Raw genomic sequence first — 21,891 nt, forward strand, 5'->3', positions numbered from 1 at the left:
AAACCTCTCTGTTCAATTTTTGGTTCAGGCCGCGAGTTCACGGGACAGCAAGGCACGGCGCACGTCGGCCAATGCCGTGTCGAGCCGATCCACCATCCGGCCGAGGGAACGCTGCCCGTCGGCCGCATCATCCTGCCCGGCGAGGGCGGCGCGCAGGTGTTCGGTGGCAGCCACGAGCGCCGGCAGCCCGAGTGTTCCCGCGGCCCCCGACAGGCTGTGCAGTTCGACTTCGACCGCCTTGAAGTCCCCCGCCGCCAGCCGGTCGCGGACCTTTCCGATGCGGCAGGAGGAATCCTTGATGAACGTGTCGAACAGCTTTCCCGCGTCCGGCCCCATGGTTTCCAGCAGATCCTCCAGCGCGTCCGGATCGACGGTCGGCGTCGCGGTCCCGGCTTCCTCCGGCGGGACCCTGTCCCGGCCCCAGGTCCGCACGGCCTCGTCGAGCCGGGCGCGGCTGATCGGCTTGGGCATGTAGTCGCTCATGCCGGCGTCGATGCAGCGCGCCTCGTCGCCGCGCATGGCGTGTGCCGTCAGGGCGATGATCGGGACGGTGGCGGCCTCGCCGCCGAGCGCGCGGATGCAGCGGGTCGCCTCGAACCCGTCCATCTCGGGCATCTCGATGTCCATGAGCACCAGGTCGTAGCCGCCCTGCCCGACGCGGCCGACCGCCTCGATGCCGTTGCCGACCACGTCCACCGCATGTCCGCGGCGCCTGAGCATGCCCGCGGCCACCTGCTGGTTCACGGGGTTGTCGTCCGCGACCAGGACCCGCAGCGGCGGGACGTCCCTGGCGACGGAAATCCGGGCGGCTGTCTGACCTGCGGGGTCTTCCGCCGGCGCGGGCAGCCCGGCGTCCGGCGTCTCCGACCGGGCCGGCACCGCAGGGACAGGCCCGAGAGCCGGCCTTATCGGCAGGGTGAACCAGAAAGTGCTGCCGCTGCCCTGGACGCTCTCGACACCGATGCGCCCGCCCATCATCTCGACCAAGCGCCGGCTGATGGCGAGGCCGAGGCCGGTGCCGCCGGACTTCCCGCGCTCCTGGCCATCGACCTGGTTGAACATCTGGAACAGCTCCGCCCGACCCTGCTCGGATATCCCGATGCCGCTGTCAGTGACGGACAGCTTCAGTTCGCCCGGAGCCGCGATTTCGACCCGCACGCGGACGCCGCCCCGCACCGTGAACTTGACCGCGTTGCCGACCAGGTTCATGAGGACCTGGCGGACCCTTCCGGCATCGCCCCGAAGCGCCACCCGCGCCGCCGGATCGATCGCCGCCTCCATGTCGATGCCCTTCTCGGCCGCCCCCGGCGCCAGCAGGTCGACCACGCCCCGGACCAGCGGCTCCAGCTCGTAGTCGGCATCGTCGAGTTCAAGCCGCCCGGCTTCCATCTTGGAAAAATCCAGGATGTCGTTGAGCACCGTCAGCAGAGCCTCGGCCGATGTCAGGATCACCTGGGCCTGACGCCGCTGCTCGGGGGCCAGCGGCGTTTCGAGCAACAGGTCGGCCATGCCGATCACGCCGTTCATCGGCGTGCGGATCTCGTGGCTCATGGTCGCCAGGAACACGGATTTGGCGCGGTTCGCCGCCTCGGCCGCGGACAGGGCCCGCTCCAGGTCGGATGCGAGCGCCGTTTGCCGGATGCGGGCGCGGTGGAGGTCGCGAAGCTGCCGGAACAGCAGCAACGCCAGCCCGGTCATGCTGGCCGCCAGCGCCACGACGCAGATCGCGAGCAGGGTCGAAAGGCGATGGGTGCGTTCCCGGTAATTCACCATGTCCATCGACCGGCGGGCATTGATCCTGACAAGCTGCTGCTCCGTCAGTTGCCGCAACCGCCGGACCGCCTCGCGGAACCGCTCCACCGCGGTCAGCTCGACATAGGGCGCCAGTGCCTCGATCTCGGCGACGATCCGATGCGCAAGGTCGCTGTCCGCCGGATTGATCGCGATGATGGCGGCCAACTGGCCGCCGCGGAGGAGTTGGGTTCGGCTGAACAGGATATCGTATCTCAGCGACACCTCCCCGGCGCGCGCCGGGGTCGGGCCGGCGGCATAGTCCGCGAGCGCCGACTCCAACTTCACCGTCTCACGGTCGAGCTGATAGACCGCCCAGACAGCGTCTTCACGTACGCTACTGTCAACTTCCGCCTGCCGATCGATCAGGAGGGCAAGCAGCACGACACAGGAGCCGAACAGCAAGCCGCTGAGCGCGAGCAAAAGCCGCGCGCGCAGGGATTGGATCACGATCGGCCACCTCCTGGTTGATGGCATGGACGGAAGGACCGCTGCATCGCGGCCACGCTGAGGGAGCGCCGCTTCACTGGACCTCGATACTCTTTACCTGCCAGACCGAGCGGCCGAAATAAACTTCGTTGTAGAGGTCGGGATTGATGTCGAAGGGGTAGATCACGAAGATCGGTCCTTGATGGCGTACCGGCAGATAGGCGTCGTTCTTCTTCAGGGCGAGAATGACGTCGAACTTCAGGAAGTCTTCGAGCGGGACTTCAGCGGAGTAGTCGTTGAGCGCCGTGATCCGAAGCTTGGAACCCTGGGCACCGGCCGCCTGCAACACTGCCCGGGCAAGCGGTCCCTCGAAGGCGTTCACTCCCTCCGCCCAAGGGGTCGTCACCTTGGCCACCCGGCCGGGCAAGGCTTCCAGCATCGCCAGATCGAATTCCGCCCCGGCGGCCCCGTTGGTCTGAGTGATCTTGCCGCTGACGGTCAGCACGACCGGCCCGCTCGGCACCGCCAGGGTACCGGCGGCCGCAGGACCCGGCTGGAAAATGGAGAACCAGAGGATCAGCGAGAAAGCGGCCAGGGAAAGAACGGCACGATAGATTGCGGACATGGCGACACCTCCGACGCGTATGGATAAGTGATACCTCTTAGGATATTTCCGGACTAGCTGGCAATTTGGCATAAATCCGCATGGTATCGAAGCGATCGGTAATTCATCGCCTCCTCCCTCGTAGCCGCAAATGTCAGCATTCGACATGACCCGCCGATCGAGACGGGCTGGAGTGAACTGGAGTGAACCCCTAGACTGAGACAGGGGAAATGATGACAGGTGGTTTACGGGTGGCCGCCCCGGGTGGAGACGCAAATGTCATCATTCATCGACACCGGGTCATCGCTGCCCAGTGAAGCCCGCGCCCGGATGGATTTCCGCCGGTACCCGTAAAAGGTCCGAAATGTCAGCATTCGTCATCAAGGACCGCGTCGGCTTCGCTTGCCGCCGAGCGCCGTCGGGGGCGTGTGAGAGCATGCGGCGGCGCTCGAGGAACGGCATGAATTCTCCCGGGAGTTCTGGGCATGATCTAGGATTATTATCTTAGTTCCGCGCGGGGCGCAATGGTTTGCCCTCGGAAAGCCCCCGCCGACCTGACGGGAGCGATCCGGGGATGCACAGCCCGCTCCACTCGTCGGTCCGACGGACTCAGCGCCGGAGCAAGCACCGGCTCGGCACCGGGATGCCGTTGTCGCGCCGGATCTTTTCGCGTCAAAATTTAATGGTTTGTTTACTTTTGCCGTTATAACTTAGCTAATCTAGCGATTCTGGCGAATGATGGCAGGTTACAAAAACCATGTGGAAAACTTTATTGATGCCAGGACGCGGAAAATTTTCCTTTAGCCCTGCCTGTTCCGGAATGCGACTCGAGCTTTGACAAATATACCTTTGGCGGCGACTTGCCGAAGCGCTGGAACGCTCGAAACTGCCTCCCTCTCTCGTGTTGATCTGGCATATTTTGTTGTGCCAACTATTGTCATTTTTCCAGTCATTTGCAAGTAAGCCGACTTGCCCCTCCAACAGGCTGCTCTTCTTCTGGGATGTACTGTCCCGGATGGCGGAGCGGTACCGATGTCCATTTACCAAACTGAACGGGTTTCGGTACATCGAACATTCCTGACAGGAAATCGGTGTGCCGCCGCTTGCTATACCAAGCAACGGTAACGGCGGAGTGAAGACGAATGAAGATAATCACCGCGACCACGGTTCAAAACAGGTTCGGACAGTACCTCGACGAATGCGACCGGGAGGCAGTCGGGATCTCACGAAATGGCCGTATCAAAGGAATCCTCATGGGAATCCACGAGTACGATGCGCTGAAGGCCATCGAAGCCGCTTATCTGGCGGATCTGGCGAACTCAGCGACAGACGCCGATTTCCTGGGACCTGGGGAATCCGAGGCGATACTGGGGTCGCTGCCTGAATCCGGAGTCGAGACAGATGACGATCAGGCTGAACTTCCACAAAGACGTAAAAAAGTTTCTTGAGTCCCTGGATACGGAAAGCCGAGCGAAGATCAGGCGCAGGCTGGAAATGCTGCGGCCCGATGAGGAGGTCCCCGCCGCTCAGGGGAAGTATCTGCAAACCATGATCAGAGACACTTCCCCTGGTATTACGGTCTTATACCAGTATCGAGAACGGCAATTGATGATCTACAAGATCATCATTCATCCGCATGCTGGTTCCCGGTAAGCCTCGCCCATAGCGTCTCCTCTCACTCCGCCGGCATGCCCGGCGGATGCGGGTCGTGGCGGGTGGATACCTTGCTCGGGCCGTCGCGGGTGTCGGTGGAGATGCCCTGGGTCTTCAGCCAGCCGGCATGGTGCTCGCGGGCCCAGTTGAGGTCCACTTCGCCGTTGCCCATGGCGTCGAAGGCGCCTTCCATGCCGATCGTGCCGATGTAGATGTGGCCGAAGATGACCGCCATCAGGACCGCCGTGCCCAGCGTATGGACGACATGGGCGATCTGCATGCCGTTGACGCCCGTCAGGTAGAACGGGAACATCAGCATGTAGCCGCTGAGCGCCATGGCGAGGCCGCCCAGCACGATTGTCCAGAAGATCATCTTCTGGCCGGCGTTGAAGCGCCCGGCCTCGGGATGCATCCCGTTGTTCAGGAATCCGCCGCCCTGCTTGATCCAGGTCAGGTCGGCCTTTTCCGGGATGTTGTCCTTGATCCATAGCACCAGCATCATCAGGATGCCGAGGACGAAGGGGAAGCTCAGGAAATTGTGGGCGTACTTCCCCAAAGTGGCCATGGCCGTGAAGGCCTCGTGGCCGAACAGCGGGATCATCACCGGCTTGCCGAAGATCAGCATGAGCCCGGTCAGCGCCAGAACGATGAAGCTGGAGGCCGTCAGCCAGTGGGCGAAGCGGTCGATCGGCATGAAGCGGGTGATCGTCCGCCCCGCCCGGCCGGCGGCGATGCGGATCTTGCCGCGGAACAGGTAGAACCCCACCAGCCCCAGCAACATCCCGCCCATGACGACGAGGGAGATGATGCGGCCGTAGTAGTTGCGGAATTCCCGCCAGTCGCGCCCTTGGGGCTGGACCAGGGTGGCCAACTTGCCGTCCGGGATGCTGACGTAGCCTTGCACCTTGCCCTGGAGCTGCTGGTAAAGTTCGACCTCCTCCTTCTCGGAAGGAGAGTTGGGCGTCACGACCTGGTCGAGCTGGGCATGGGCCGCGGGCGCCGCGGCCAGCAGGAAGACGGCGATCAGCAGTCCGGGGAGCAGTCCGGTCAGCAGCCTGAGGATCGTTCCGGGCATCATCGGCATTGCGTGTTCTCCTTCGCCATCAGACACCCCGGTCCGTCTGGCCGTAGGCGGTGGTCCAACCCCAGGCGCCGGAGCCGTAGCCCCGGCGGACGACGCGCTCCTTGTAGATGTCGGCGATGATGTCGCCGTCGCCGGCCATCAGGGCGCGGGTCGAGCACATCTCGGCACACAGCGGCAGCTTGCCTTCCGCAAGCCGGTTGGTGCCGTAGCCGTGGTATTCGATCAGCGTCATGTCCTCTTCCGGCCCGCCGGCGCAGAAGGTGCATTTGTCCATCTTGCCCCGGCCGCCGAAATTGGTCGTCTGCGGGTACTGCGGCGCCCCGAAGGGGCAGGCGTAGAAGCAGTAGCCGCAGCCGATGCACAGCTCCTTGGAATGCAGCACCACGCCGTCGGCCGTGGTGTAGAAGCAGTCCACCGGGCACACCGCCGCGCAGGGCGCGTCGGTGCAGTGCATGCAGGCCATGGAGATCGACTTCTCGCCCGGCTGACCGTCCTTCAGCGTGATGACCCGGCGGCGGTTGATGCCCCAGGGGACGTCATGCTCGTTCTTGCAGGCGGTGACGCAGGCGTTGCACTCGATGCAACGGTCGCTGTCGCAGAGGAATTTCATTCTTGCCATGGTCGGTACTCTCGCCCTCCTCCGCTCAAGCCGGCTCGATGCGGCACAGGGTCACTTTGGTTTCCTGCATGAAGGTCACAGGGTCGTAGCCATAGGTCATGACGGCGTTGACCGGGGCTCCCAGCACGATCGGATCGGTCCCCGGCGGATACTTGTCCCGCTGGTCCACGCCCTCCCAGAAGCCCGAGAAGTGGAACGGCATGAAGGCGACACCCTGCCCCACCCGGTCCGTGACGAAAGCCATGACCCGGGCCTTGCTGTCGTATTCCGGGCCGTAGACCCAGACGTCGGACTGGTGGCGGATGCCCAGCCGCTCGGCGTCACGGGTGTTGACCTCGACGAACATGGTCTGCTGCAGCTCGGCCAGCCACGGATTGGACCGGGTCTCCTCGCCGCCGCCCTCGTACTCGACCAGACGGCCCGAGGTCAGGATGATCGGGAACTCCTTCGACACGTCGCGCGCCTGGATCGACTTGCCCAGATGGGTCATGCGGAAGTCGCGGCGGTCGTCCAGGGCCGGGTATTCGTCGACCAGGTCGCGGCGCGGGGTGTAGAGCGGTTCGCGGTGGATCGGAACGGGGTCCGGCAGGTTCCAGGCCACCGCCCGCGCCTTGGCGTTGCCGTGGGGCACGCAACCATGCTTCAGGGCGACCCGGATGATGCCCATGGACAGGTCGGTCATCCAGCTGACTTGATCGATGTTGTCGCCGCCGATCGCGTTGATCACCGCCATCTCGTCGGACGTCAGCTCGGTGTCCCAGCCCAGCTTCCGCAGCACGGCCATGGTGAATTCGGGATAGCCGTCGGTGATCTCCGACCCCTTGGAGTAGGAGCCGTCGGCCAGCAGGCTGACGCCGTTCCGCTCGATCCCGAAGCGCGCGCGGAACGTGCCGCCACCTTCCATGACGTGCTTGGAGGTGTCGTAGAGCACGGCGGAACCGGGATGATTCATCTCCGGGGTGCCCCAGCACGGCCAGGGCAGGCCGTAATACTCGCCCTTCAACGGTCCCGTGGTCGCCCGCATGCTGATCTTGTCGAAGTCGGCCTGGTGCTCCATGTGCATCTTCAGCCGCTCGGGGGACTGGCCCGTATAGCCGGTCGCCAGAGAGCCGCGGTTGATCTCCCGCAGGATGTCCTCGGCCCTCGGCTTGGTGCCGTCCACCGTGATGTGCTTGAAGAGCTGGTCCGCGAAGCCGAGCTTGCGGGCCAGGAGGTACATGGTCTCGTAGTCGTCCTTGGATTCGAAGATCGGGTCGACGACCGGATCGGACCACTGGAGCGACCGGTTGGACGCGGCGCGGCAGCCCGCCAGCTCGAACTGGGTGCAGGCCGGCAGGATATAGGTGCCGTTCTTGCGGTCGCTGATCGACGCGAAGGTGGTCGGGTGCGGGTCGACCACCACCATCAGTTCCAGCGCCTCCAGGCCGCGGCGCATCTCGGGCATCCGGGTGACCGTGTTGCCGCCATGGCCGAAGGTGATGAAGGCCTTGATGTTGTTGGGCTGGTCCAGCTCGCCCGGCTTCGCCAGCACGGCGTCGAACCAGCGGGTGGTCGGGATGCCCTTGGTCTCCATCAGTTCCTTGGAGGCGAAGCGACCCTTGATCCACTCGTAGTCGACGTCCCAGACGCGCGCCCAGTGCCGCCAGGCGCCTTCGGCGAGCCCGTAGTAGGACGGCAGCGAGGTCACGTCGAGGCCCATGTCGGTGGCGCCCTGGACGTTGCTGTGGCCGCGGTAGATGTTGGCCCCGCCGCCCTCGACGCCGATATTGCCGAGCGCCAGCTGGAAGATGCTGAAAGCGCGGACATTGGCGGTCCCGACGGTCTTCTGGGTGGCGCCCATGCACCAGATCAGGGTCGACGGCTTGTTCTTCGCCATCATCTCGGTGACCTTGCGGAGCTGGTCGCCGGGAACGCCGGTCACCCTCTCGACCTCCGCCGGGTGCCACTTCTTCACCTCGGCCCGGATCTCGTCCATGCCGTAGACGCGCTGGCGGATGTATTCCTTGTCCTCCCAGCCGTTCTCGAAGATGTGCCAGAGCATGCCCCAGATCACCGGGATGTCCGTGCCGGGGCGGATGCGGATGAAGTCGGTCGCGTGGGCGGCGGTCCGGGTGAAGCGGGGATCGATGACGATGAACGGCGCCCGATTATGTTCCTTGGCGCGCAGCATGTGCTGCATCGACACGGGATGCGCCTCGGCCGGGTTGCCGCCGATGATCATCAGCGCCTTGGCGTTCTGGATGTCGTTGTAGCTGTTGGTCATGGCGCCGTAGCCCCACGTGTTCGCGACGCCGGCGACCGTCGTGGAGTGGCAGATGCGCGCCTGGTGGTCCACCGTGTTGGTGCCCCACAGGGCCGCGAACTTGCGGTAGAGATAGGCGCCCTCGTTGGAGAACTTGGCGGAGCCCAGCCAGAACACGCTGTCCGGACCCGACTTCTCGCGGATCTCCAGCAGCTTGTCGCCGATCTCGTCGATCGCCTGGTCCCAGGAGATGCGTTGCCACTCGCCGTTGACCAGCTTGACCGGATACTTGTTGCGGCGTTCGCCTTTGGTCAGCTCGCGGACCGACGCGCCCTTGGCGCAGTGCGTGCCCTGGCTGATCGGACTGTCCCAGCCGGGCTCCTGGCCGACCCAGACACCGTTCTGCACCTCGGCGATGACGGTGCAGCCGACCGAACAGTGGGTGCAGATGCTCTTGCGCCGGGTGACCTCCAGGTCCGGATCGATCGGCCCGGCTTCCGCCTTGCGGACGGTGGCCAGCGGCAGCGCCCCCAGCGCCGCCATCCCTCCGGCGGCCAGGCCGGAGTTGCGAAGGAAGGTGCGGCGGTCCAGCGGGCCGCCGGCGTTGGCCGCGGCGGCCAGGGTGGATGCGAGCGGCGAGCGTTGGGCGGTTCCCGAGCGTCTCTTGACCAGCATTGACGTCTTTCCTCCTGGATCCGCCCTAGAGGCGGTTCAGCGCGTAGAACTGCTGCACATGGGCGGTTTCCTGGTAACGCGGCTTGACGCGCTCTTCCGGCGACTCCTCCGCCGCGGCGCTCGTCGCGGCCAGCGGAATCGCGGCCGCGGCAGCCGTGCCGGCGAGGCCGATCACCTTCAGGAAATCCCGGCGTTCGACCGGTGAACCGCCGACCCCGCCCTTCCGCTCAACCCCGATGTTTTTTTCCGATGACATTGTCCGGTCGTCCTCATTCTTCCGATCCCGATTCCCGGCGCGGGGAACGGTCTGGCGCTTACGTGCTGGACAACACGCACGCACGTAAAAAGTCGCAGTCTCGAAAGCTCAAGAAACCAACCGGCGGCATGGCTGTTGAGCGCCCGACGATGACTCCGTCCGGCCGCGGCCGCGATGGGGCCGGGAAAGTTGGAAGGATCACCATTTTGCACGTGAAGCCGATCATCCTGGGGGCGGCCCTGCTGGCCGTGGCCGCCGCCTCGGCCGGGGCCCAGGGCATCAAGAAGGAAACGTTGACGGAGGACCCGAGCGTCACGCGCAGCCTTGAGCCCGACTCGACGCCCCAGGGAACGCGATCGCCGGGCGTCAACGAGAAGCGGAACGAGAACCCGGCCGACATCCGGGGGACGGTCGATCGGCTGAGGGAGAATCCGACCGACGTCCAGGGCAACCATGTGACGCGCGAGACGCGCGACGGCGGCCAGCCCCAGGCCGAGGAGACGGCCCAGGACAAGGAGAACCGCGCCGGCGTGCCGGACGCGAACCAGCCGGAGGACCAGCCGAAGTAGGACGGCTTCCCGACGGAAAAGCGCTCCGGGACGGCTCCGGTTCCGGTCAGCCGTGCCGGATCCGCCCGTCCCGCCTACAGCACCATGTGGCGGGCGCGGGCGCCGCGCTCGATCGCGGCGGCGTTGAGCCGGTCGATCTCCAGGCTGTCGCGCAGCAATTCCAGCAGGCGCAATTCCTCCTGGGTCGTATAGCCGTCGGCAGCGGCGACGTCGCAGGCGACTGCGTATGCGGTTTCCCGCAGCTTCGGCGGCACACCCTGCTTGATTTCGGCCAGCGCCGCGTCCAATCCGTCGCGCTGGCCGAGCAGTTCCGTGCAGTCCGCGGCGATTTCGGACAAGCGGCCGGTGTCGAAGTCGCGGAAGACCGGCAGATACCGGACCGTCTCGCTGATGGTGTTCAGTTCCGCATCCGTCATGTCCGCATCGGAAGCGGACACCATGACCATGGTGTAGATCAGCGCGGCATGGTGGTCGATCATGATAAGCCTTCTCGCGATTGTCCTGCGCACATGTGCCCGCGCGCCCGATGAACTTCAAGGGTGACGCATGACCTCATGCATAGCCGTTTTTTCCGGGGGAGGGCTGCCTCGACACGGCAGCGCCTTAACCTTATCTTGCTGCTTACCGAGTGACGGCGGTTCCGTCCGATGGGGAATGCTTTGATGACGACGGCTTTGCCGAACGCCGTGCCGGGCAGCAAGTCCGCGGAACAAATGCCGGCTGTCCGGCATTCCGCGCAGGTGATGATCATGGAGGACGAGCCGCTGGTGGCCCTGGAACTCCGGATTCTGGTCGAGGACATGGGGCATCGTGTGTGCGCCGTGGTGGATACCGAGGCCGATGCGGTGCGCCAGGCCGACGCGACGGCGCCCGACCTGGTGATCGCCGATATCCAGCTCCGGCAAGGCAACGGTGTCGATGCCATGGAGCGGATCGCACAATGCCGCGACGTTCCGGTGATCTTCGTCTCCGGCAACCATACGTTCACCCCCAACCCGCAGATCCGGACTGCCCGCTTCATTGCCAAACCCTTCCGCGTCGAGAGCCTCAGGCAAGCCGTCGCCGACCTTTTCGGCGGCGTGGCCTGAAACCGCGCGTCGCTGGCGGCTGATCCGTCGGGGCAGTACGGCGAGCACCATCCATCTCAGCATCTTCGCCCTGCTGGTGATCGTGACGGCGGCGTCATGGCTGATCTACGACGCCCGGCGCAACCTGGTGCTGGAGGCCCAGCGGACGGCGGGCACCGCGGCCTTCTTCCTGGCCGACCACGCGGCGCGGCTATTCGAGGCGTCCGACCTGGCGCTGCTGGAAGCGACCAACGCCGTCGAGGCGATGGACTGGGACCGGGTCGCCGACGACAAGGGACTTTGGGAACGGCTGCGGGGCCTCAGCGACCGGCTTCCCTACATCGACCATATCTGGCTGAACGACAGCAGCGGCCAGCTGCGCATGAGCACCATAGCCCTGCCGACGCCGCCGAGCACGGCGGGAGACCGCGACTTCTTCCGGGCTCACCAGGAGCCCGACAACGGGCTGTTCATCGGCGAGCTGATCATCGGCCGGGTCACGGGGGAACCGACCTTCCTGCTGAGCCGCCGGCTGTCGGCCGAGGACGGGACCCTTCGCGGCGTGGTCTCCCTGACCATCGACCTGACCTATTTCTCGACCCTCTACGGCTCCCTCGACCTGCGGCTCGATCCGGTGATCAGCCTGGTGCGGGCGCTGGACGGCTCGATCCTGACCCGCGTCCCGCTGGGTGAGCCGCAGCCCCTGCCCGACCTGCCGATACCGGCGGGCGCCGGATCGGGGTTGAGCGGCCCGTCCTCCTTCATCGACTGGCATACGCCCGTCCATGCTTTCCACAAGGCCGAGCGCCTGCCGCTCCATGTCAGCGTGGCGGTGCCGAACCGGAACATCACCCGGGAATGGGCGTCGCAGATCTGGATCTACTGGGTGGTCGCCGGCGTCGCGGGCATGGCGTTGTGGCCGCTGTCGGTCATGGCGGTGCGGCAGGCCCAGGCGGACCGGATCGCCAAGGAAACCCTTGAGCGGCGGGTGGAGGAGCGCACGCGCCAGCTCACCGCCGCCAACGCGCAGCTCGAGACGCTGTTCCAGGAAGTCCACCACCGGGTCAAGAACAACCTTCAGGTCATCACGTCGCTGCTCCGGCTCCAGGCGGCGCGCTCCACCGATGCCGAGACCCGCTCGTCCCTCCAGCAGAGCGTGGACCGCGTCCACGCCATGAGCCTGGTCCACCACCTGCTCTACAGTTCGAATGAACTGACCGACGTCGATTTCGCGGCTTATATGGGCGAGCTGGCGGCGAACCTTCAGAGCGCCTACGGGACCGAGAACCAGGTCCGCCTGGACATCGACGTGGGCAAGGCCTGGTTCCCGCTGAACCGGGCGATACCCCTGTGCCTGACCGTCAACGAAGTCATGTCCAACGCGTTCAAGCACGCGTTTCCGCAGGGCCGGTCCGGGACCCTGCGCATCCGGCTGCGCGAGACGGACGGCTCCTGCGAACTGCTGATCGAGGACGACGGCGCCGGCTTGCCGGATGGATTCGACCCGGCGCGCGGCAAGGGCCTGGGAATGCAGATCATCCGTTCGCTGGCGGCCCAGCTGGAGGGAACCGCGACGTTCGCACCGTCCGAGGGCGGCGGGTCAGCCTTCAGGCTCGCCTTCCGAGGGAGCAGGGGCGAGGAATTCCCGCGTCACCCGGACCGCCTCGGCGAGGCCGACCCGGCGCAGCTCGACGCCGTCCGGAAAAGCCCCGGCCAGCCTTGAGGGCATCATCGGGTCGAGCAGGACGAAGACCCCGGTGTCGTCGGCACGGCGGACCAGCCGGCCGAACGCCTGCTTCAGCCGGAGGCGGGTGATCATGTCGTCGTAGCGCTTGGCGCCGAACGCCTCGCGCCGGGCCCGGTGCAGGATGTCGGGACGCGGCCAGGGAACGCGGTCGAACACGATCAGGCGGAGCGAGCGGCCGGGGACGTCGACGCCGTCGCGCACCGCGTCGGTGCCCAGCAGGCAGGCCTGCTCCTCGCCCCGGAAGATGTCGATCAGGGTGGAGACGTCGAGCCCGTCCACATGCTGGCCGTAAAGCGGCAGCCCGGCCAGTTCCAGCGGCTCGGCGATGCGCTGATGGACGGCGCGAAGCCGGCTGATCGCGGTGAAAAGCCCGAGCGCCCCGCCGCCGGCCGCCAGGAACAGCTCGCGGTAGGCGGCGGCGACCTGGACCAGGTCGTCCTTGCGGACGTCGTTGACCACCATGACCCGGGTGCGCGCCGGATAGTCGAAGGGCGACGGCACGCTGGCCCGCAGCGCCGGCCAAGCCATGTGGACCGCGCCGGTACGGACCGACGCCGCCAGCCAGTCCTGCTCCACGTCTCCCGTTCCGTCGGTCAGGGTGGCCGAGGTCACCACCATGCCGTGGGCCTGGGCGCCGACGGTCGCGACGAACGGGACGGTGGGATCGACATAGTGCCGGTACATGCCGACATCCAGGTCGCGGCCGTCCTGCCGCTCGATCCCGAACCAGTCGACGAAGCCGGGCGGGGTCGGCCTGCCGATGCTCCCGAGCATGTCGCGCCAGCCCTTGAGGGTGACGCTGCCGCGTCGCTGGAGGCTGCGGCAGACCGCCTCAATCCGCCGGCGGGTGTCGCTGTCCAGTTCGGCCGCCTCGGTGTCGAGCCGGGCCGCCAGGCGCTTGGCCAATTCCTCCAGCGGCTCCTGCAGGCGGCCGAGGGCCTTCTCCAGCTCGACGGCGGCGGCTTCAAGGCCGTCCACCGGGTCGGCGGTCTCCGTCTCCAGGCTGTAGAAGCCGTCGCGGCCATGGGCCCGGGCATGGACCTGGCGGCGGACCATCAGCAGGAACGCCTCGGCGGCGCCGGTCCCCATCCCGTCGGTCAGGCGGTTGGACCAGCCCTCGCCGGGAAGCGCCCGGGCGGCCATGACCACATCGTCCACCAGGGCGGCGCTGTCCTCGTCGGCGGCGACGAGATCCTCGACCCGCCGCTTGAGGCCGCGCGCCCGGCTGCTCCGCCCGCCCTCGGCACCCAGCAGCCAGCGGCGAAGCTCGGCGGTCTCCTGCGCGGTCAGGTGGCCGGCGAAGGCGCTGTCGGCGGCGTCGAAGACATGGTGCCCCTCGTCGAAGACGTAGCGGGTCGGGGCCGTCGTGTCCTCCCCTCCCAGCGCCGCCTGGATCATCACCAGCGCGTGGTTCGCGATCACGATGTCGGCCTTGCGGGCGCGGCGGATCGTGTTCTCGATGAAGCATTTGCGGTAGTGCTGGCAGGCCGAGTAGATGCATTCCCCGCGGCGGTCGGCCAGCGTGACGGTGCGCGCACGGCCGACCAGGTCGGGCAGCCAGCCGGGAAAGTCCCCGCCCTGCATGTCGCCGTCGCGGGTGGCGGCGGCCCAGCGGACCATCAGGCCCAGGGCGGTGGCGTAGGCCGGCAGCGACGGCAGGGTGGCGACCGCCTCCTCCAGGTTCAGCAGGCAAAGGTAGTTCTCCCGGCCCTTGCGGAGCACGACCTTGCGCGCCTTCACGTCCGGGTCCGCGTGCAGCCGGTCCAGCTCGCCGTCGATCTGGTGCTGCAGGTTGCGGGTATAGGTCGAGATCCAGACGGTGCCGCGGTTGATCTCCGCCCAGAGGCTGGCGGGCGCCAGGTAGCCCAAGGTCTTGCCGACACCCGTGCCGGCTTCGGCCAGGACAAGGTTCGGCGTTCCGGGATAGTTGCGCGGCGTGAAGGCGGTGCTGACCGCGCTGGCATAGTCGGACTGCTGCGGCCGCGGCTCGGCCGCCTTGCCTCGGATGCCGGCCTGGAGCAGGTCGGCGAGGCGGCGGCGCGCATCGTTGGCGTGGACGGCGATCTGGCCGGGCGGCGGTTCGGGAGCGCCCTCCTCCCATTCCGGCAGGCGCTTCCAGACCTGGAACGCGCCGAGCGCGCGGCGGCCCGGCGGGCCGTTGGGGGCGCCCAGCGCGGACAGCACGAAGGGCGCCCAGCCCCAGGCATAGCCCTGGGCACCCGCCCCCATGTACCAGGCGATGGCGACCGGGTCGGACTTCTCCTCCCGCCCGGGGTCGGTAAGGTCGGTCAGGAGCTGGCGGGTTGCGCGGATCAGGGTCAGCGCGTCCTCCTCCGCGCCGTCGGGCTTCGGCAGGCCCAGCGCCTCGGCGAGGCCGCGCGGGGTCGGCACGACGAAGCGGGCGGGATGGACGAAGGCGAACAGTTCCAGCAGGTCGAGCGCCGCGAAGCGGTCGGCGTTCAGCCGGCGCCCCAGCGCCCGGGCGTGGCAGACCAGCAGCGTCTCGCGCTGCAGCCTGCGCCGGGCCTCGTCGAGATCGATGCTGTCGACCTCACCGTCGGCGGTCAGCCAGACGGCCCGCCGCGCCCCGGCGACCAGGGCGGGCACGTCGGGCAACAGCAGGCGCCGCGGCGGCGCGGGGGATTGAACGATGTCCATTACGGCCGCAGTATAGAAGCCCCGACGCCGCGGCGCGAGGGGAACAGGCCGAGGTTGCCTCCCCCTTCAGGGTGGTTATGATGGCCGGCCCGTCCCCAGGCCGCAGGTCCCATGCCCGTCCTCCAGCGAGTTTCCTCCGCCTTGCCCCGGCGGCGCCTCCTTCCGGCCCTCCTGGCGATCGGGCTGGGCGTCGCGTCGGTCACCGTCGGCTGGGTCGTGCTGTACAGGGTGGTGCCGCCGCCCGGCACGCCCCTGATGCTGATCCGGGCGATCGGCGGGGCCGGCATCGAGAAGGACTGGGTCGGCCTTGAGGACCTGTCGGGCACCCTGCCCCAGGCGGTGATCGCGTCGGAGGACAGCCTGTTCTGCAGCCATGCCGGGTTCGACTGGGAGTCTCTGCGCCAGGCATGGCAGGGAAACCTGGCTGGGCGATCTCTCAGGGGCGGCAGCACGATCACCATGCAGACCGCCAAGAACGCCTATCTCTGGCAGGACCGGACCTACCTGCGGAAGGGGCTGGAAGCCTGGTTCACGCTGTTGATCGAGCTGGTCTGGCCGAAGGCGCGGATCATGGAGGTCTACCTGAACATCATCGAGTGGGGCGACGGCATCTACGGCGCCGAGGCGGCCGCGCGCGCCTTTTTCGACAAGCCGGCATCGGCCCTGACCCGTCGGGAAGCGGCGCTGATGGCGGCGGTGCTGCCCAACCCGCTGCGCTGGTCGCCCGCCAAGCCGACCCGCTACATCGCCGGCCGCGCCAACGTGATCCAGCAGCGCATGGCGATCGTGGAACGGGACGGGCTAAACGATTGCATCGGCTGACCGGCGGGACGAGGGAAACCCTTCCGCGTTCCTTCTGTTGAGGTACCAGATCCATCAACGGAAGGACCAGACCATGTCGGAAACGACTACCGACCACGACAAGATCCGCAAATGGGCCGAGCAGCACGGCGGCAAGCCGGCGGTGGTGAAATCGACCCACGGCCAGGGCGGCGTCGGGATCATCCGGATCGAATTCCCCGACGCCCCCAACTCGAAGAACGACAGCCTGGAGGAGATCTCCTGGGAGGAATTCTTCAAGCAGTTCGAGGACCACAAGCTGGCCGTGGTGTTCGAGCCGAAGAGCAACTTCAACAAGATCATCGGCCGGGATTCGGCGAAGTAACGGGACGGGCGGCTTGGGAAGGGGCAAGTCTCCTCTGGATAACGTACCATCGGACGCTTTGAGGGTGGCGGGCATTCGAGACAAAATCGACGCCCTGTCACCGATGGGTGGACCCTATGGAGCGCTTGGCTTCCGAGGACCTCGTTCGGACCGTGGTCGGTGCCTTTGCCCGCGCGAGGAGCGAACGGCCGCATCCCGAAGCCGCCGGATACCGTGCCGCCCTGGCGATCCTGCTGAAACACAATCCCCGATTGACGCCTGAGGAAGCCGCCGACCGCTTGATCGCGATGCTGTGCTACGCGGCATCCGAACGCCCCGAATGGCTCCAGGTCGAGCAACCTGTGGCCGGCGCGTTCCTGGAGCGGTGCCGCCGCTGAGGGCCGGACGGCTGCATTGCCGACCCCGTTTCGCTTACTCCCGTCTGGGCGGCCGGCGTCACTCGGATGCCGGCGCGGAAATGCGGCAGCTGAACTCGCGGCCGTGCAGCGTACGGTACAAAGTCCGCAGTTTCTGCCGGTCGGCTTCGCGCAGGCATCCGCGCATCAGGTCGTCGTGCAGCTGTACCGCCTGGGTGCGGTTCAGGCCGTGCCCCTTGGACAGCAGGACGGCGAGAAGAAGGGAAGCGTCGGCGTCGGTCCGGGCCTGACGCTGGTCCGCGGCGGCCATGGCGCGCCGCAGGTCGCCGATGGCGTCCTCCTTCCCGTTGATCCTGACGGAAGGATCGGCCTTGCGGGTCTGGAGCGGAGAAGGCCGCCCGCTGATGCCGAGGCGCTCGGCGGCGACCAACGCCGTTTCATGCTTCGCGGCGCCGCCGGTGCGGTTCCGGCGGCGGGACAGCAGGTTGGACAGGTGGTCAAACAGGCCAGCCATCCAAACTCGTCACCCTCCCACCGGCCGCGGTCCGCGCACCCGAAGGAGTGCGCCGAAAATGGTTACGCCATCTTCATTTATTTATAGTTAAGGGACGGCGCGCGGGCGGGTCCATTGCCGGTGGTTTGTCGTGGGCACCACCTTCGCGACCCCGCCGACCACCGACTTGAAGAAGAAGGAGCCTGATCATGCGCATGCTCGACGACCTGGCGGTCGGCGACCGTTTCGCCGGCGGCCCGCTGGACGTGACCGAAGCCGACATCTTCGATTTCGCCGGCCGGTTCGATCCCCAGCCCTTCCATCTCGACCCCGCCGCCGCGAAGGAGAGCGTTTTCGGCGGTCTTGCGGCGAGCGGCTGGCATACGGCCGCGCTTACCATGCGGATGATCGTCGACGGCGAGGGGCAACTCGCCGGCGGTTTCGTCGGGCTTGCCGTCGAGGAACTTGCATGGCCGAAACCGGTCCGCCCGGGCGACGTCCTGCGGACCGAGAGCGAAGTGCTGGAGATCCGCCCCTCGGGCTCGCGGCCGGACCGGGGCACCGTGCGGATGCGCACCTTGACCTATAATCAGAACGACGAGATGGTCCAACGCTTCACCGCGGTGCTCCTGGTGCAGCGGAGCACCGGGTTGCCAGGGGAACGGCAGGTTGGTAATGGTTAATGAACCGACATGAGGACCGGCCGGGCACGGCGCCCGGCCCCTGGAGGAGCTTGGCCATGGATATCGAACGGGTCGTCGCGGAACCGGCAAAGCTGGGCGAGAGCCCGATCTGGTCGGTGGGCGAACAGAAGCTCTACTGGGTCGACATCGACGGCCGGGCCCTGCACCGCTTCGATCCCTCCGACGGCCGGGACGAGAGCTGGCCGATGCCGGAGGAGATCGGCTGCATCGCGACCCGCCGGGACCACCGCATGCTGCTGGCCCTGCGCAACGGGTTCGCCAACTTCGACCCTCGGACCGGGGACCTGGTCCGCCTGCTGGACCCGGAAGCCGACAAGCCCGACAACCGCTTCAACGACGGGACCACCGACAGCAGGGGCCGCTTCTGGGCCGGCACCATGCGCATGGGAATTCCGGGAGAAAGTCCTGAAGGCGCCTTCTATCGTCTCGATGCGGATCTCGGATGCCATAGGATGATCGACGGATTCTGGACGACGAACGGCCTCGCCTTCAGCCCCGACGGGCGGACGCTGTACATGTCGGACAGCAACGCCAAGGTCCGGACCATCTGGGCCTTCGACTATGATCCGGACGCGGGCGTTCCCTCGAACCGCCGCGTCTTCGTCGATACCAGGGACATGGCCGGCCGGCCCGACGGCGGCGCCTGCGATGCCGACGGCTGCTACTGGATGGCCGGGATCGGGGGCGGCGAACTGGTCCGCTTTACACCCGCGGGCGCGATCGACCGCACCATAAAGGTACCCTGCCGCACGCCGACCAAGATCGCGTTCGGCGGGCGCGGACTGGACGTCATCTACATGACGTCGCTTCAGAAAGCCGGTGAGGAGCCCGACCCTCTCGCCGGGTGCCTTTTCGCGATCACCGGGACGGGTGTCAGCGGCGTGGAAGTTCCGCCGTTTGCCGGTTGAAAGTGATTTTCGGATAATTCAAAAATAGAATCAAAATAGGATCACTACGACAATCGTCAGGAACTACGCCTACGCTAAACAGAACAGATCGGATACAATAACAGCAAAAACTGAATTTGTTATAAGCCTAATATAGCCTTTCAACCATTTCGTGGATTATCTGTAGCAATAGGACCCAACCCAAAGGAGATAAGGGATGTCCATTGCTACGTTCGAACGCAATTTTTCCGTCAAAAATGCTTCATCGGAAGGCCTCGCGGAAACCCTTCCCGCCACGGCGACCGACGTACGCGCCGGCATGTACAGGCGGTTGCCGGCCTTCCTGCAGCCCTTCCTGACATGGCTGACCGCCCGCCCCGCGTCGGGCGAGGTCGCGCGGCCGCGTACGGCCATGTTCCACGTGGTGACCGCCTTCGGCACCCTGGGTGCCGGCGTGACGCTCAGCTTCCTGGCACTGCATCTCTCCGGCTTCTGGCTGGCGGCCCTGCCCTTCCTCCTGATCCTGTCGGCTTCCGGGATGGGCAAGCTGCAGGCCGTCGTCTTCCATCACTGCGCCCATGGCACGGTGTTCAGGAAACGGGAAACGAACCGTCTGGTCGGGGAAACCATCTCCATCCTGCTGCTGATGAAGCATTTCGACGTGTACCAGCACGAACACATGCTGCATCACAGCCCCAACAAGCTGCTGACCCACGAGGACGAATTCACCCAGTTCGTCATGAACCTGGCAGGACTGAGGCCCGGCCTGCCGAAGCCGGTGCTGTGGCGCCGGGTGATCATCAGCTTCGTCTCGCCGTTCTTCCATCTGCGGTTCCTGCTGGCGCGGATCTCGTCCTGCCTGCTCTCCCACTCGACGGCCCATAACCTGATCGGCTGGGCAGCCTGGGGCGGCCTGTTCTATCTTGTCTGGCTGACCGGGACCTGGACCGAGGTGGCTGTCGCCTGGCTGCTCCCGGTGACCGTCCTGCTGCAGATAGGCACCGCGCTCCGGACCCTGTGCGAGCATCGTTTCCCGGAACAGGAAGTGATCGATGCCCGCGGCAAGACCTTCGTCTGCCTCGCCACCGCGGGCGTCTTTCCCGGAACCCCGGTTCCTGAGCAGTCCGCGGCCACTCCGGGCGGCCTGCTGGCCTGGATCGGGTGGTGGACGTCCATGCTGACGGTCCACCTGTTCTCCCGCGTGTTCGTGCTCGTCGGCGATGCCCCGTGCCATGACTTCCATCATCGCCGCCCGGCGTCGCGCCGCTGGACTGACTATATCCACGCCCGCCAGAAAGACGCCGATACCGGCTGCCAGAGCTTTCCGCTCGGCTACATAGAGACCTGGGGGCTGATCGAGGCGATCGACGAGAACCTCGCCTCCCTGAGCACCGCCGGAAAGATCTGAGAAAAACCAAAGGTGGCGCCGAAGCCGCGGCCAGCCCGAGAAGCGGGTAACGCGGTGGAATTTTCCGGAAAGAGATCGGTTCGACGGAGTTCGTTTCGAAGGGTCAGGCGCGGTAGAAGACCGACGCCGACCCGTCGGCGACGCGCTGGCGGGGAAGCTGGACGGTCACGGTGGTGCCCCGTCCCGGTTCGCTGTCGATGGCAAGGGAGCCGCCGTGGCGCTCCGCGAGCGTCCTGCATAGCGGCAACCCGAGCCCGGTCCCGCCGAACCGGCGTGTATAGGTATTCTCAAGCTGGCAGAACGGCTCCATGGCGCGGGGGATATCCTCCGGCGCGATGCCGATGCCGGTGTCGATCACCTGGAGCACCGCTCCGCCGTCCTCGGTCAGGTCGGCCCGGATCTCGACACGGCCGCCTGCGGGGGTGAACTTGACCGCGTTCCCGACGAGATTGATCAGGATCTGCCGGATGCGGGTCGGATCGGCGAGAATGGCCGGCATTCCGCTGCGGATACCGACCGCCAGCACGACGCCCCGGCTCCGCGCCAGAGGCGCGACGGTGCCCAGGGCGGCGGCCGCGGCCTGGTTGAGATCCACATGCTCCTCCCGCAGGGTGGCCTTGCCGGACTGCAGGCGTGAGAAATCGAGGATGTCCTGGATCAGGCTCAGGAGGTGCCGGCCGTTCTCGTGGATATCGGAGGCATATTCCCGGTACTTCTCCTGCGGGGCCGATCCGTAGAACTCGTCCCGGATGATCTCCGCAAAGCCGATGATCGCATTCAGGGGCGTACGCAGCTCATGGCTGAGATTGGCCAGGAAGGCCGCCTTGATCGAATTGGCCTCCTCGGCGGCGATCTTCGCGATGCGCAGTTCCTCCTCGGCCCGCCGGCGCTGCATGATGTCGGCGAAGACCCCGAGTGCCGCCTCGACGATCTCCCGGTCGTCGGCACCGAAGGGTCGCGAAACATTCGCCTCCATCCGGTTGCCGAGCAGCAGCGCTATGCCGGACGCCGGATCATAGGCCCAGATCACGAACGGCAGGCCGAGCGCCTCCGTCAGGACGGCGCCGATCCCGTCGGAGGCTTCCCGCGACGAGGTGAAGTAGAATTCCGGCGGCTCCGCCAGCGCCACGTCCTCCACGGGGCGCGGGCGGCCGAAGCCCAGCCGGTTGACGATGGTGAACAATCCCCGGTGCGGGTCGCGACGAAGGATGGCGGCCCGATCACAGACCAGGTTGTCCAGCACGATCTCCAGCATTCGGTTGCCGACCGCCTCCTCCGAGGCATCGACGTTGACGAGGCCGAAGGCGGTCCGCAGCAGCCGGGCGGCCGTGCGCGACCTGCGCGCCTCCCGGTGGGCGCGACTCTGGTCCTCCTGCAGGCGCAGGACGCGGGCACCCAGGTCGTTGCACTGCCGACGGTAGAAGGCGAGTTCGCGTTCCAGATCCTCGGCCCTGCGCTCCGTCATTCGCGTTCCTGTCCCACCC

General features: G+C 66.5%; 19 protein-coding genes and 1 pseudogene. 10 read left to right on the forward strand and 10 right to left on the reverse strand.

Annotated elements, in window-relative coordinates:
• Positions 1 to 24: 24 nt before the first annotated feature.
• Together JL100_RS17015 and JL100_RS17020 are read right to left on the reverse strand one after the other, a co-directional pair.
• On the reverse strand, positions 25 to 2,241 hold the full coding sequence (locus tag JL100_RS17015) for an ATP-binding protein (protein WP_202678625.1): 2,217 nt from the start codon (positions 2,239 to 2,241) through the stop codon (positions 25 to 27).
• A gap of 73 nt (positions 2,242 to 2,314) precedes the next feature.
• Positions 2,315 to 2,845, reverse strand: a complete 531-nt coding sequence (locus tag JL100_RS17020) for a molybdopterin-dependent oxidoreductase (RefSeq protein ID WP_202678626.1) — start codon at positions 2,843 to 2,845, stop codon at positions 2,315 to 2,317.
• Between the two features lie 1,121 nt (positions 2,846 to 3,966).
• Between JL100_RS17020 and JL100_RS17025 the strand changes: the two genes are divergently transcribed.
• Positions 3,967 to 4,272, forward strand: coding sequence for a type II toxin-antitoxin system Phd/YefM family antitoxin (locus JL100_RS17025; protein WP_202678627.1), 306 nt, complete (start codon positions 3,967 to 3,969; stop codon positions 4,270 to 4,272).
• A 227-nt stretch (positions 4,273 to 4,499) separates the two neighbouring features.
• Here JL100_RS17025 and JL100_RS17030 read toward each other — a convergent pair whose 3' ends face one another.
• From JL100_RS17030 to JL100_RS17045, 4 genes are read right to left on the reverse strand one after another with little or no spacing between them, the layout of a single operon-like run.
• On the reverse strand, positions 4,500 to 5,561 hold the full coding sequence (locus tag JL100_RS17030; RefSeq protein WP_202678628.1) for a formate dehydrogenase subunit gamma: 1,062 nt from the start codon (positions 5,559 to 5,561) through the stop codon (positions 4,500 to 4,502).
• A gap of 19 nt (positions 5,562 to 5,580) precedes the next feature.
• A complete protein-coding gene (gene fdh3B / locus JL100_RS17035; protein ID WP_202678629.1) occupies positions 5,581 to 6,180 on the reverse strand; it encodes a formate dehydrogenase FDH3 subunit beta in 600 nt (199 codons plus the stop codon).
• 25 nt (positions 6,181 to 6,205) lie between these two features.
• Complete coding sequence (locus JL100_RS17040) at positions 6,206 to 9,097, reverse strand: molybdopterin-dependent oxidoreductase (protein WP_202678630.1); 2,892 nt, start codon at positions 9,095 to 9,097, stop codon at positions 6,206 to 6,208.
• Between the two features lie 25 nt (positions 9,098 to 9,122).
• Complete coding sequence (locus tag JL100_RS17045; protein WP_202678631.1) at positions 9,123 to 9,353, reverse strand: twin-arginine translocation signal domain-containing protein; 231 nt, start codon at positions 9,351 to 9,353, stop codon at positions 9,123 to 9,125.
• A 212-nt stretch (positions 9,354 to 9,565) separates the two neighbouring features.
• Between JL100_RS17045 and JL100_RS17050 the strand changes: the two genes are divergently transcribed.
• Positions 9,566 to 9,922 (forward strand): hypothetical protein, encoded by a 357-nt coding sequence (locus tag JL100_RS17050; RefSeq protein WP_202678632.1) that lies wholly within the window; start codon positions 9,566 to 9,568, stop codon positions 9,920 to 9,922.
• 74 nt (positions 9,923 to 9,996) lie between these two features.
• Here the strand turns inward: JL100_RS17050 and JL100_RS17055 are convergent, their stop codons facing one another.
• A complete protein-coding gene (locus tag JL100_RS17055) occupies positions 9,997 to 10,401 on the reverse strand; it encodes a tellurite resistance TerB family protein (RefSeq protein ID WP_202678633.1) in 405 nt (134 codons plus the stop codon).
• A gap of 183 nt (positions 10,402 to 10,584) precedes the next feature.
• Here JL100_RS17055 and JL100_RS17060 point away from each other — a divergent pair, with 183 nt between their 5' ends.
• Together JL100_RS17060 and JL100_RS17065 are read left to right on the forward strand one after the other, a co-directional pair.
• On the forward strand, positions 10,585 to 11,010 hold the full coding sequence (locus JL100_RS17060) for a response regulator (protein WP_228421369.1): 426 nt from the start codon (positions 10,585 to 10,587) through the stop codon (positions 11,008 to 11,010).
• Positions 11,011 to 11,920: 910 nt separating this feature from the next.
• A pseudogene (locus tag JL100_RS17065) lies at positions 11,921 to 12,550 on the forward strand (sensor histidine kinase); the annotation flags it as partial.
• Positions 12,551 to 12,589: 39 nt separating this feature from the next.
• On the opposite strand, the gene JL100_RS17070 reads toward JL100_RS17065, so the two are convergent.
• Positions 12,590 to 15,394 carry an ATP-dependent DNA helicase gene (locus tag JL100_RS17070; RefSeq protein WP_228420762.1) on the reverse strand — a complete coding sequence of 935 codons (2,805 nt, stop codon included), beginning with the start codon at positions 15,392 to 15,394 and terminating at the stop codon, positions 12,590 to 12,592.
• 111 nt (positions 15,395 to 15,505) lie between these two features.
• Between JL100_RS17070 and mtgA the strand changes: the two genes are divergently transcribed.
• The 3 genes from mtgA (at position 15,506) to JL100_RS17085 (ending at position 16,936) form a co-directional block, all read left to right on the forward strand.
• On the forward strand, positions 15,506 to 16,216 hold the full coding sequence (gene mtgA, locus JL100_RS17075) for a monofunctional biosynthetic peptidoglycan transglycosylase (RefSeq protein ID WP_202678636.1): 711 nt from the start codon (positions 15,506 to 15,508) through the stop codon (positions 16,214 to 16,216).
• Positions 16,217 to 16,289: 73 nt separating this feature from the next.
• Positions 16,290 to 16,559, forward strand: coding sequence for an ATP-grasp domain-containing protein (locus JL100_RS17080; RefSeq protein ID WP_202678637.1), 270 nt, complete (start codon positions 16,290 to 16,292; stop codon positions 16,557 to 16,559).
• Positions 16,560 to 16,675: 116 nt separating this feature from the next.
• Complete coding sequence (locus JL100_RS17085; protein WP_202678638.1) at positions 16,676 to 16,936, forward strand: hypothetical protein; 261 nt, start codon at positions 16,676 to 16,678, stop codon at positions 16,934 to 16,936.
• A gap of 58 nt (positions 16,937 to 16,994) precedes the next feature.
• On the opposite strand, the gene JL100_RS17090 is transcribed toward JL100_RS17085, so the two are convergent.
• Complete coding sequence (locus tag JL100_RS17090) at positions 16,995 to 17,429, reverse strand: hypothetical protein (RefSeq protein WP_202678639.1); 435 nt, start codon at positions 17,427 to 17,429, stop codon at positions 16,995 to 16,997.
• Between the two features lie 188 nt (positions 17,430 to 17,617).
• On the opposite strand from JL100_RS17090, the gene JL100_RS17095 reads away from it, so the two are divergent.
• The 3 genes from JL100_RS17095 to JL100_RS17105 all read left to right on the forward strand — a co-directional run bounded on the left by JL100_RS17095 (position 17,618) and on the right by JL100_RS17105 (position 20,407).
• On the forward strand, positions 17,618 to 18,091 hold the full coding sequence (locus tag JL100_RS17095) for a MaoC family dehydratase (RefSeq protein ID WP_202678640.1): 474 nt from the start codon (positions 17,618 to 17,620) through the stop codon (positions 18,089 to 18,091).
• Between the two features lie 56 nt (positions 18,092 to 18,147).
• Entirely contained in the window at positions 18,148 to 19,020 is an 873-nt protein-coding gene (locus tag JL100_RS17100) for an SMP-30/gluconolactonase/LRE family protein (RefSeq protein ID WP_202678641.1), read from the forward strand.
• A gap of 196 nt (positions 19,021 to 19,216) precedes the next feature.
• The gene (locus JL100_RS17105; protein ID WP_202678642.1) at positions 19,217 to 20,407 is read left to right on the forward strand and encodes a fatty acid desaturase; all 1,191 of its coding nucleotides are present in this window, start codon (positions 19,217 to 19,219) and stop codon (positions 20,405 to 20,407) included.
• 103 nt (positions 20,408 to 20,510) lie between these two features.
• Here the strand turns inward: JL100_RS17105 and JL100_RS17110 are convergent, their stop codons facing one another.
• Positions 20,511 to 21,872, reverse strand: a complete 1,362-nt coding sequence (locus tag JL100_RS17110) for a sensor histidine kinase (RefSeq protein ID WP_202678643.1) — start codon at positions 21,870 to 21,872, stop codon at positions 20,511 to 20,513.
• Between the last annotated feature and the right edge of the window lie 19 nt (positions 21,873 to 21,891).

The sequence above is a fragment of the Skermanella mucosa genome, assembly GCF_016765655.2.
Taxonomy (GTDB): Bacteria; Pseudomonadota; Alphaproteobacteria; order Azospirillales; family Azospirillaceae; genus Skermanella; species Skermanella mucosa.

Coding starts and splice junctions, on each gene's coding strand:
- JL100_RS17105 (WP_202678642.1), top strand. CDS start 19,217: ATGTCCATTGCTACGTTCGAACGCAATTTTTCCGTCAAAAATGCTTCA.
- mtgA (WP_202678636.1), top strand. CDS start 15,506: ATGCCCGTCCTCCAGCGAGTTTCCTCCGCCTTGCCCCGGCGGCGCCTC.
- fdh3B (WP_202678629.1), bottom strand. CDS start 6,180: ATGGCAAGAATGAAATTCCTCTGCGACAGCGACCGTTGCATCGAGTGC.
- JL100_RS17070 (WP_228420762.1), bottom strand. CDS start 15,394: ATGGACATCGTTCAATCCCCCGCGCCGCCGCGGCGCCTGCTGTTGCCC.
- JL100_RS17060 (WP_228421369.1), top strand. CDS start 10,585: ATGACGACGGCTTTGCCGAACGCCGTGCCGGGCAGCAAGTCCGCGGAA.
- JL100_RS17040 (WP_202678630.1), bottom strand. CDS start 9,097: ATGCTGGTCAAGAGACGCTCGGGAACCGCCCAACGCTCGCCGCTCGCA.
- JL100_RS17025 (WP_202678627.1), top strand. CDS start 3,967: ATGAAGATAATCACCGCGACCACGGTTCAAAACAGGTTCGGACAGTAC.
- JL100_RS17055 (WP_202678633.1), bottom strand. CDS start 10,401: ATGATCGACCACCATGCCGCGCTGATCTACACCATGGTCATGGTGTCC.
- JL100_RS17030 (WP_202678628.1), bottom strand. CDS start 5,561: ATGCCGATGATGCCCGGAACGATCCTCAGGCTGCTGACCGGACTGCTC.
- JL100_RS17090 (WP_202678639.1), bottom strand. CDS start 17,429: ATGGCTGGCCTGTTTGACCACCTGTCCAACCTGCTGTCCCGCCGCCGG.
- JL100_RS17080 (WP_202678637.1), top strand. CDS start 16,290: ATGTCGGAAACGACTACCGACCACGACAAGATCCGCAAATGGGCCGAG.
- JL100_RS17110 (WP_202678643.1), bottom strand. CDS start 21,872: ATGACGGAGCGCAGGGCCGAGGATCTGGAACGCGAACTCGCCTTCTAC.
- JL100_RS17085 (WP_202678638.1), top strand. CDS start 16,676: ATGGAGCGCTTGGCTTCCGAGGACCTCGTTCGGACCGTGGTCGGTGCC.
- JL100_RS17020 (WP_202678626.1), bottom strand. CDS start 2,845: ATGTCCGCAATCTATCGTGCCGTTCTTTCCCTGGCCGCTTTCTCGCTG.
- JL100_RS17100 (WP_202678641.1), top strand. CDS start 18,148: ATGGATATCGAACGGGTCGTCGCGGAACCGGCAAAGCTGGGCGAGAGC.
- JL100_RS17095 (WP_202678640.1), top strand. CDS start 17,618: ATGCGCATGCTCGACGACCTGGCGGTCGGCGACCGTTTCGCCGGCGGC.
- JL100_RS17045 (WP_202678631.1), bottom strand. CDS start 9,353: ATGTCATCGGAAAAAAACATCGGGGTTGAGCGGAAGGGCGGGGTCGGC.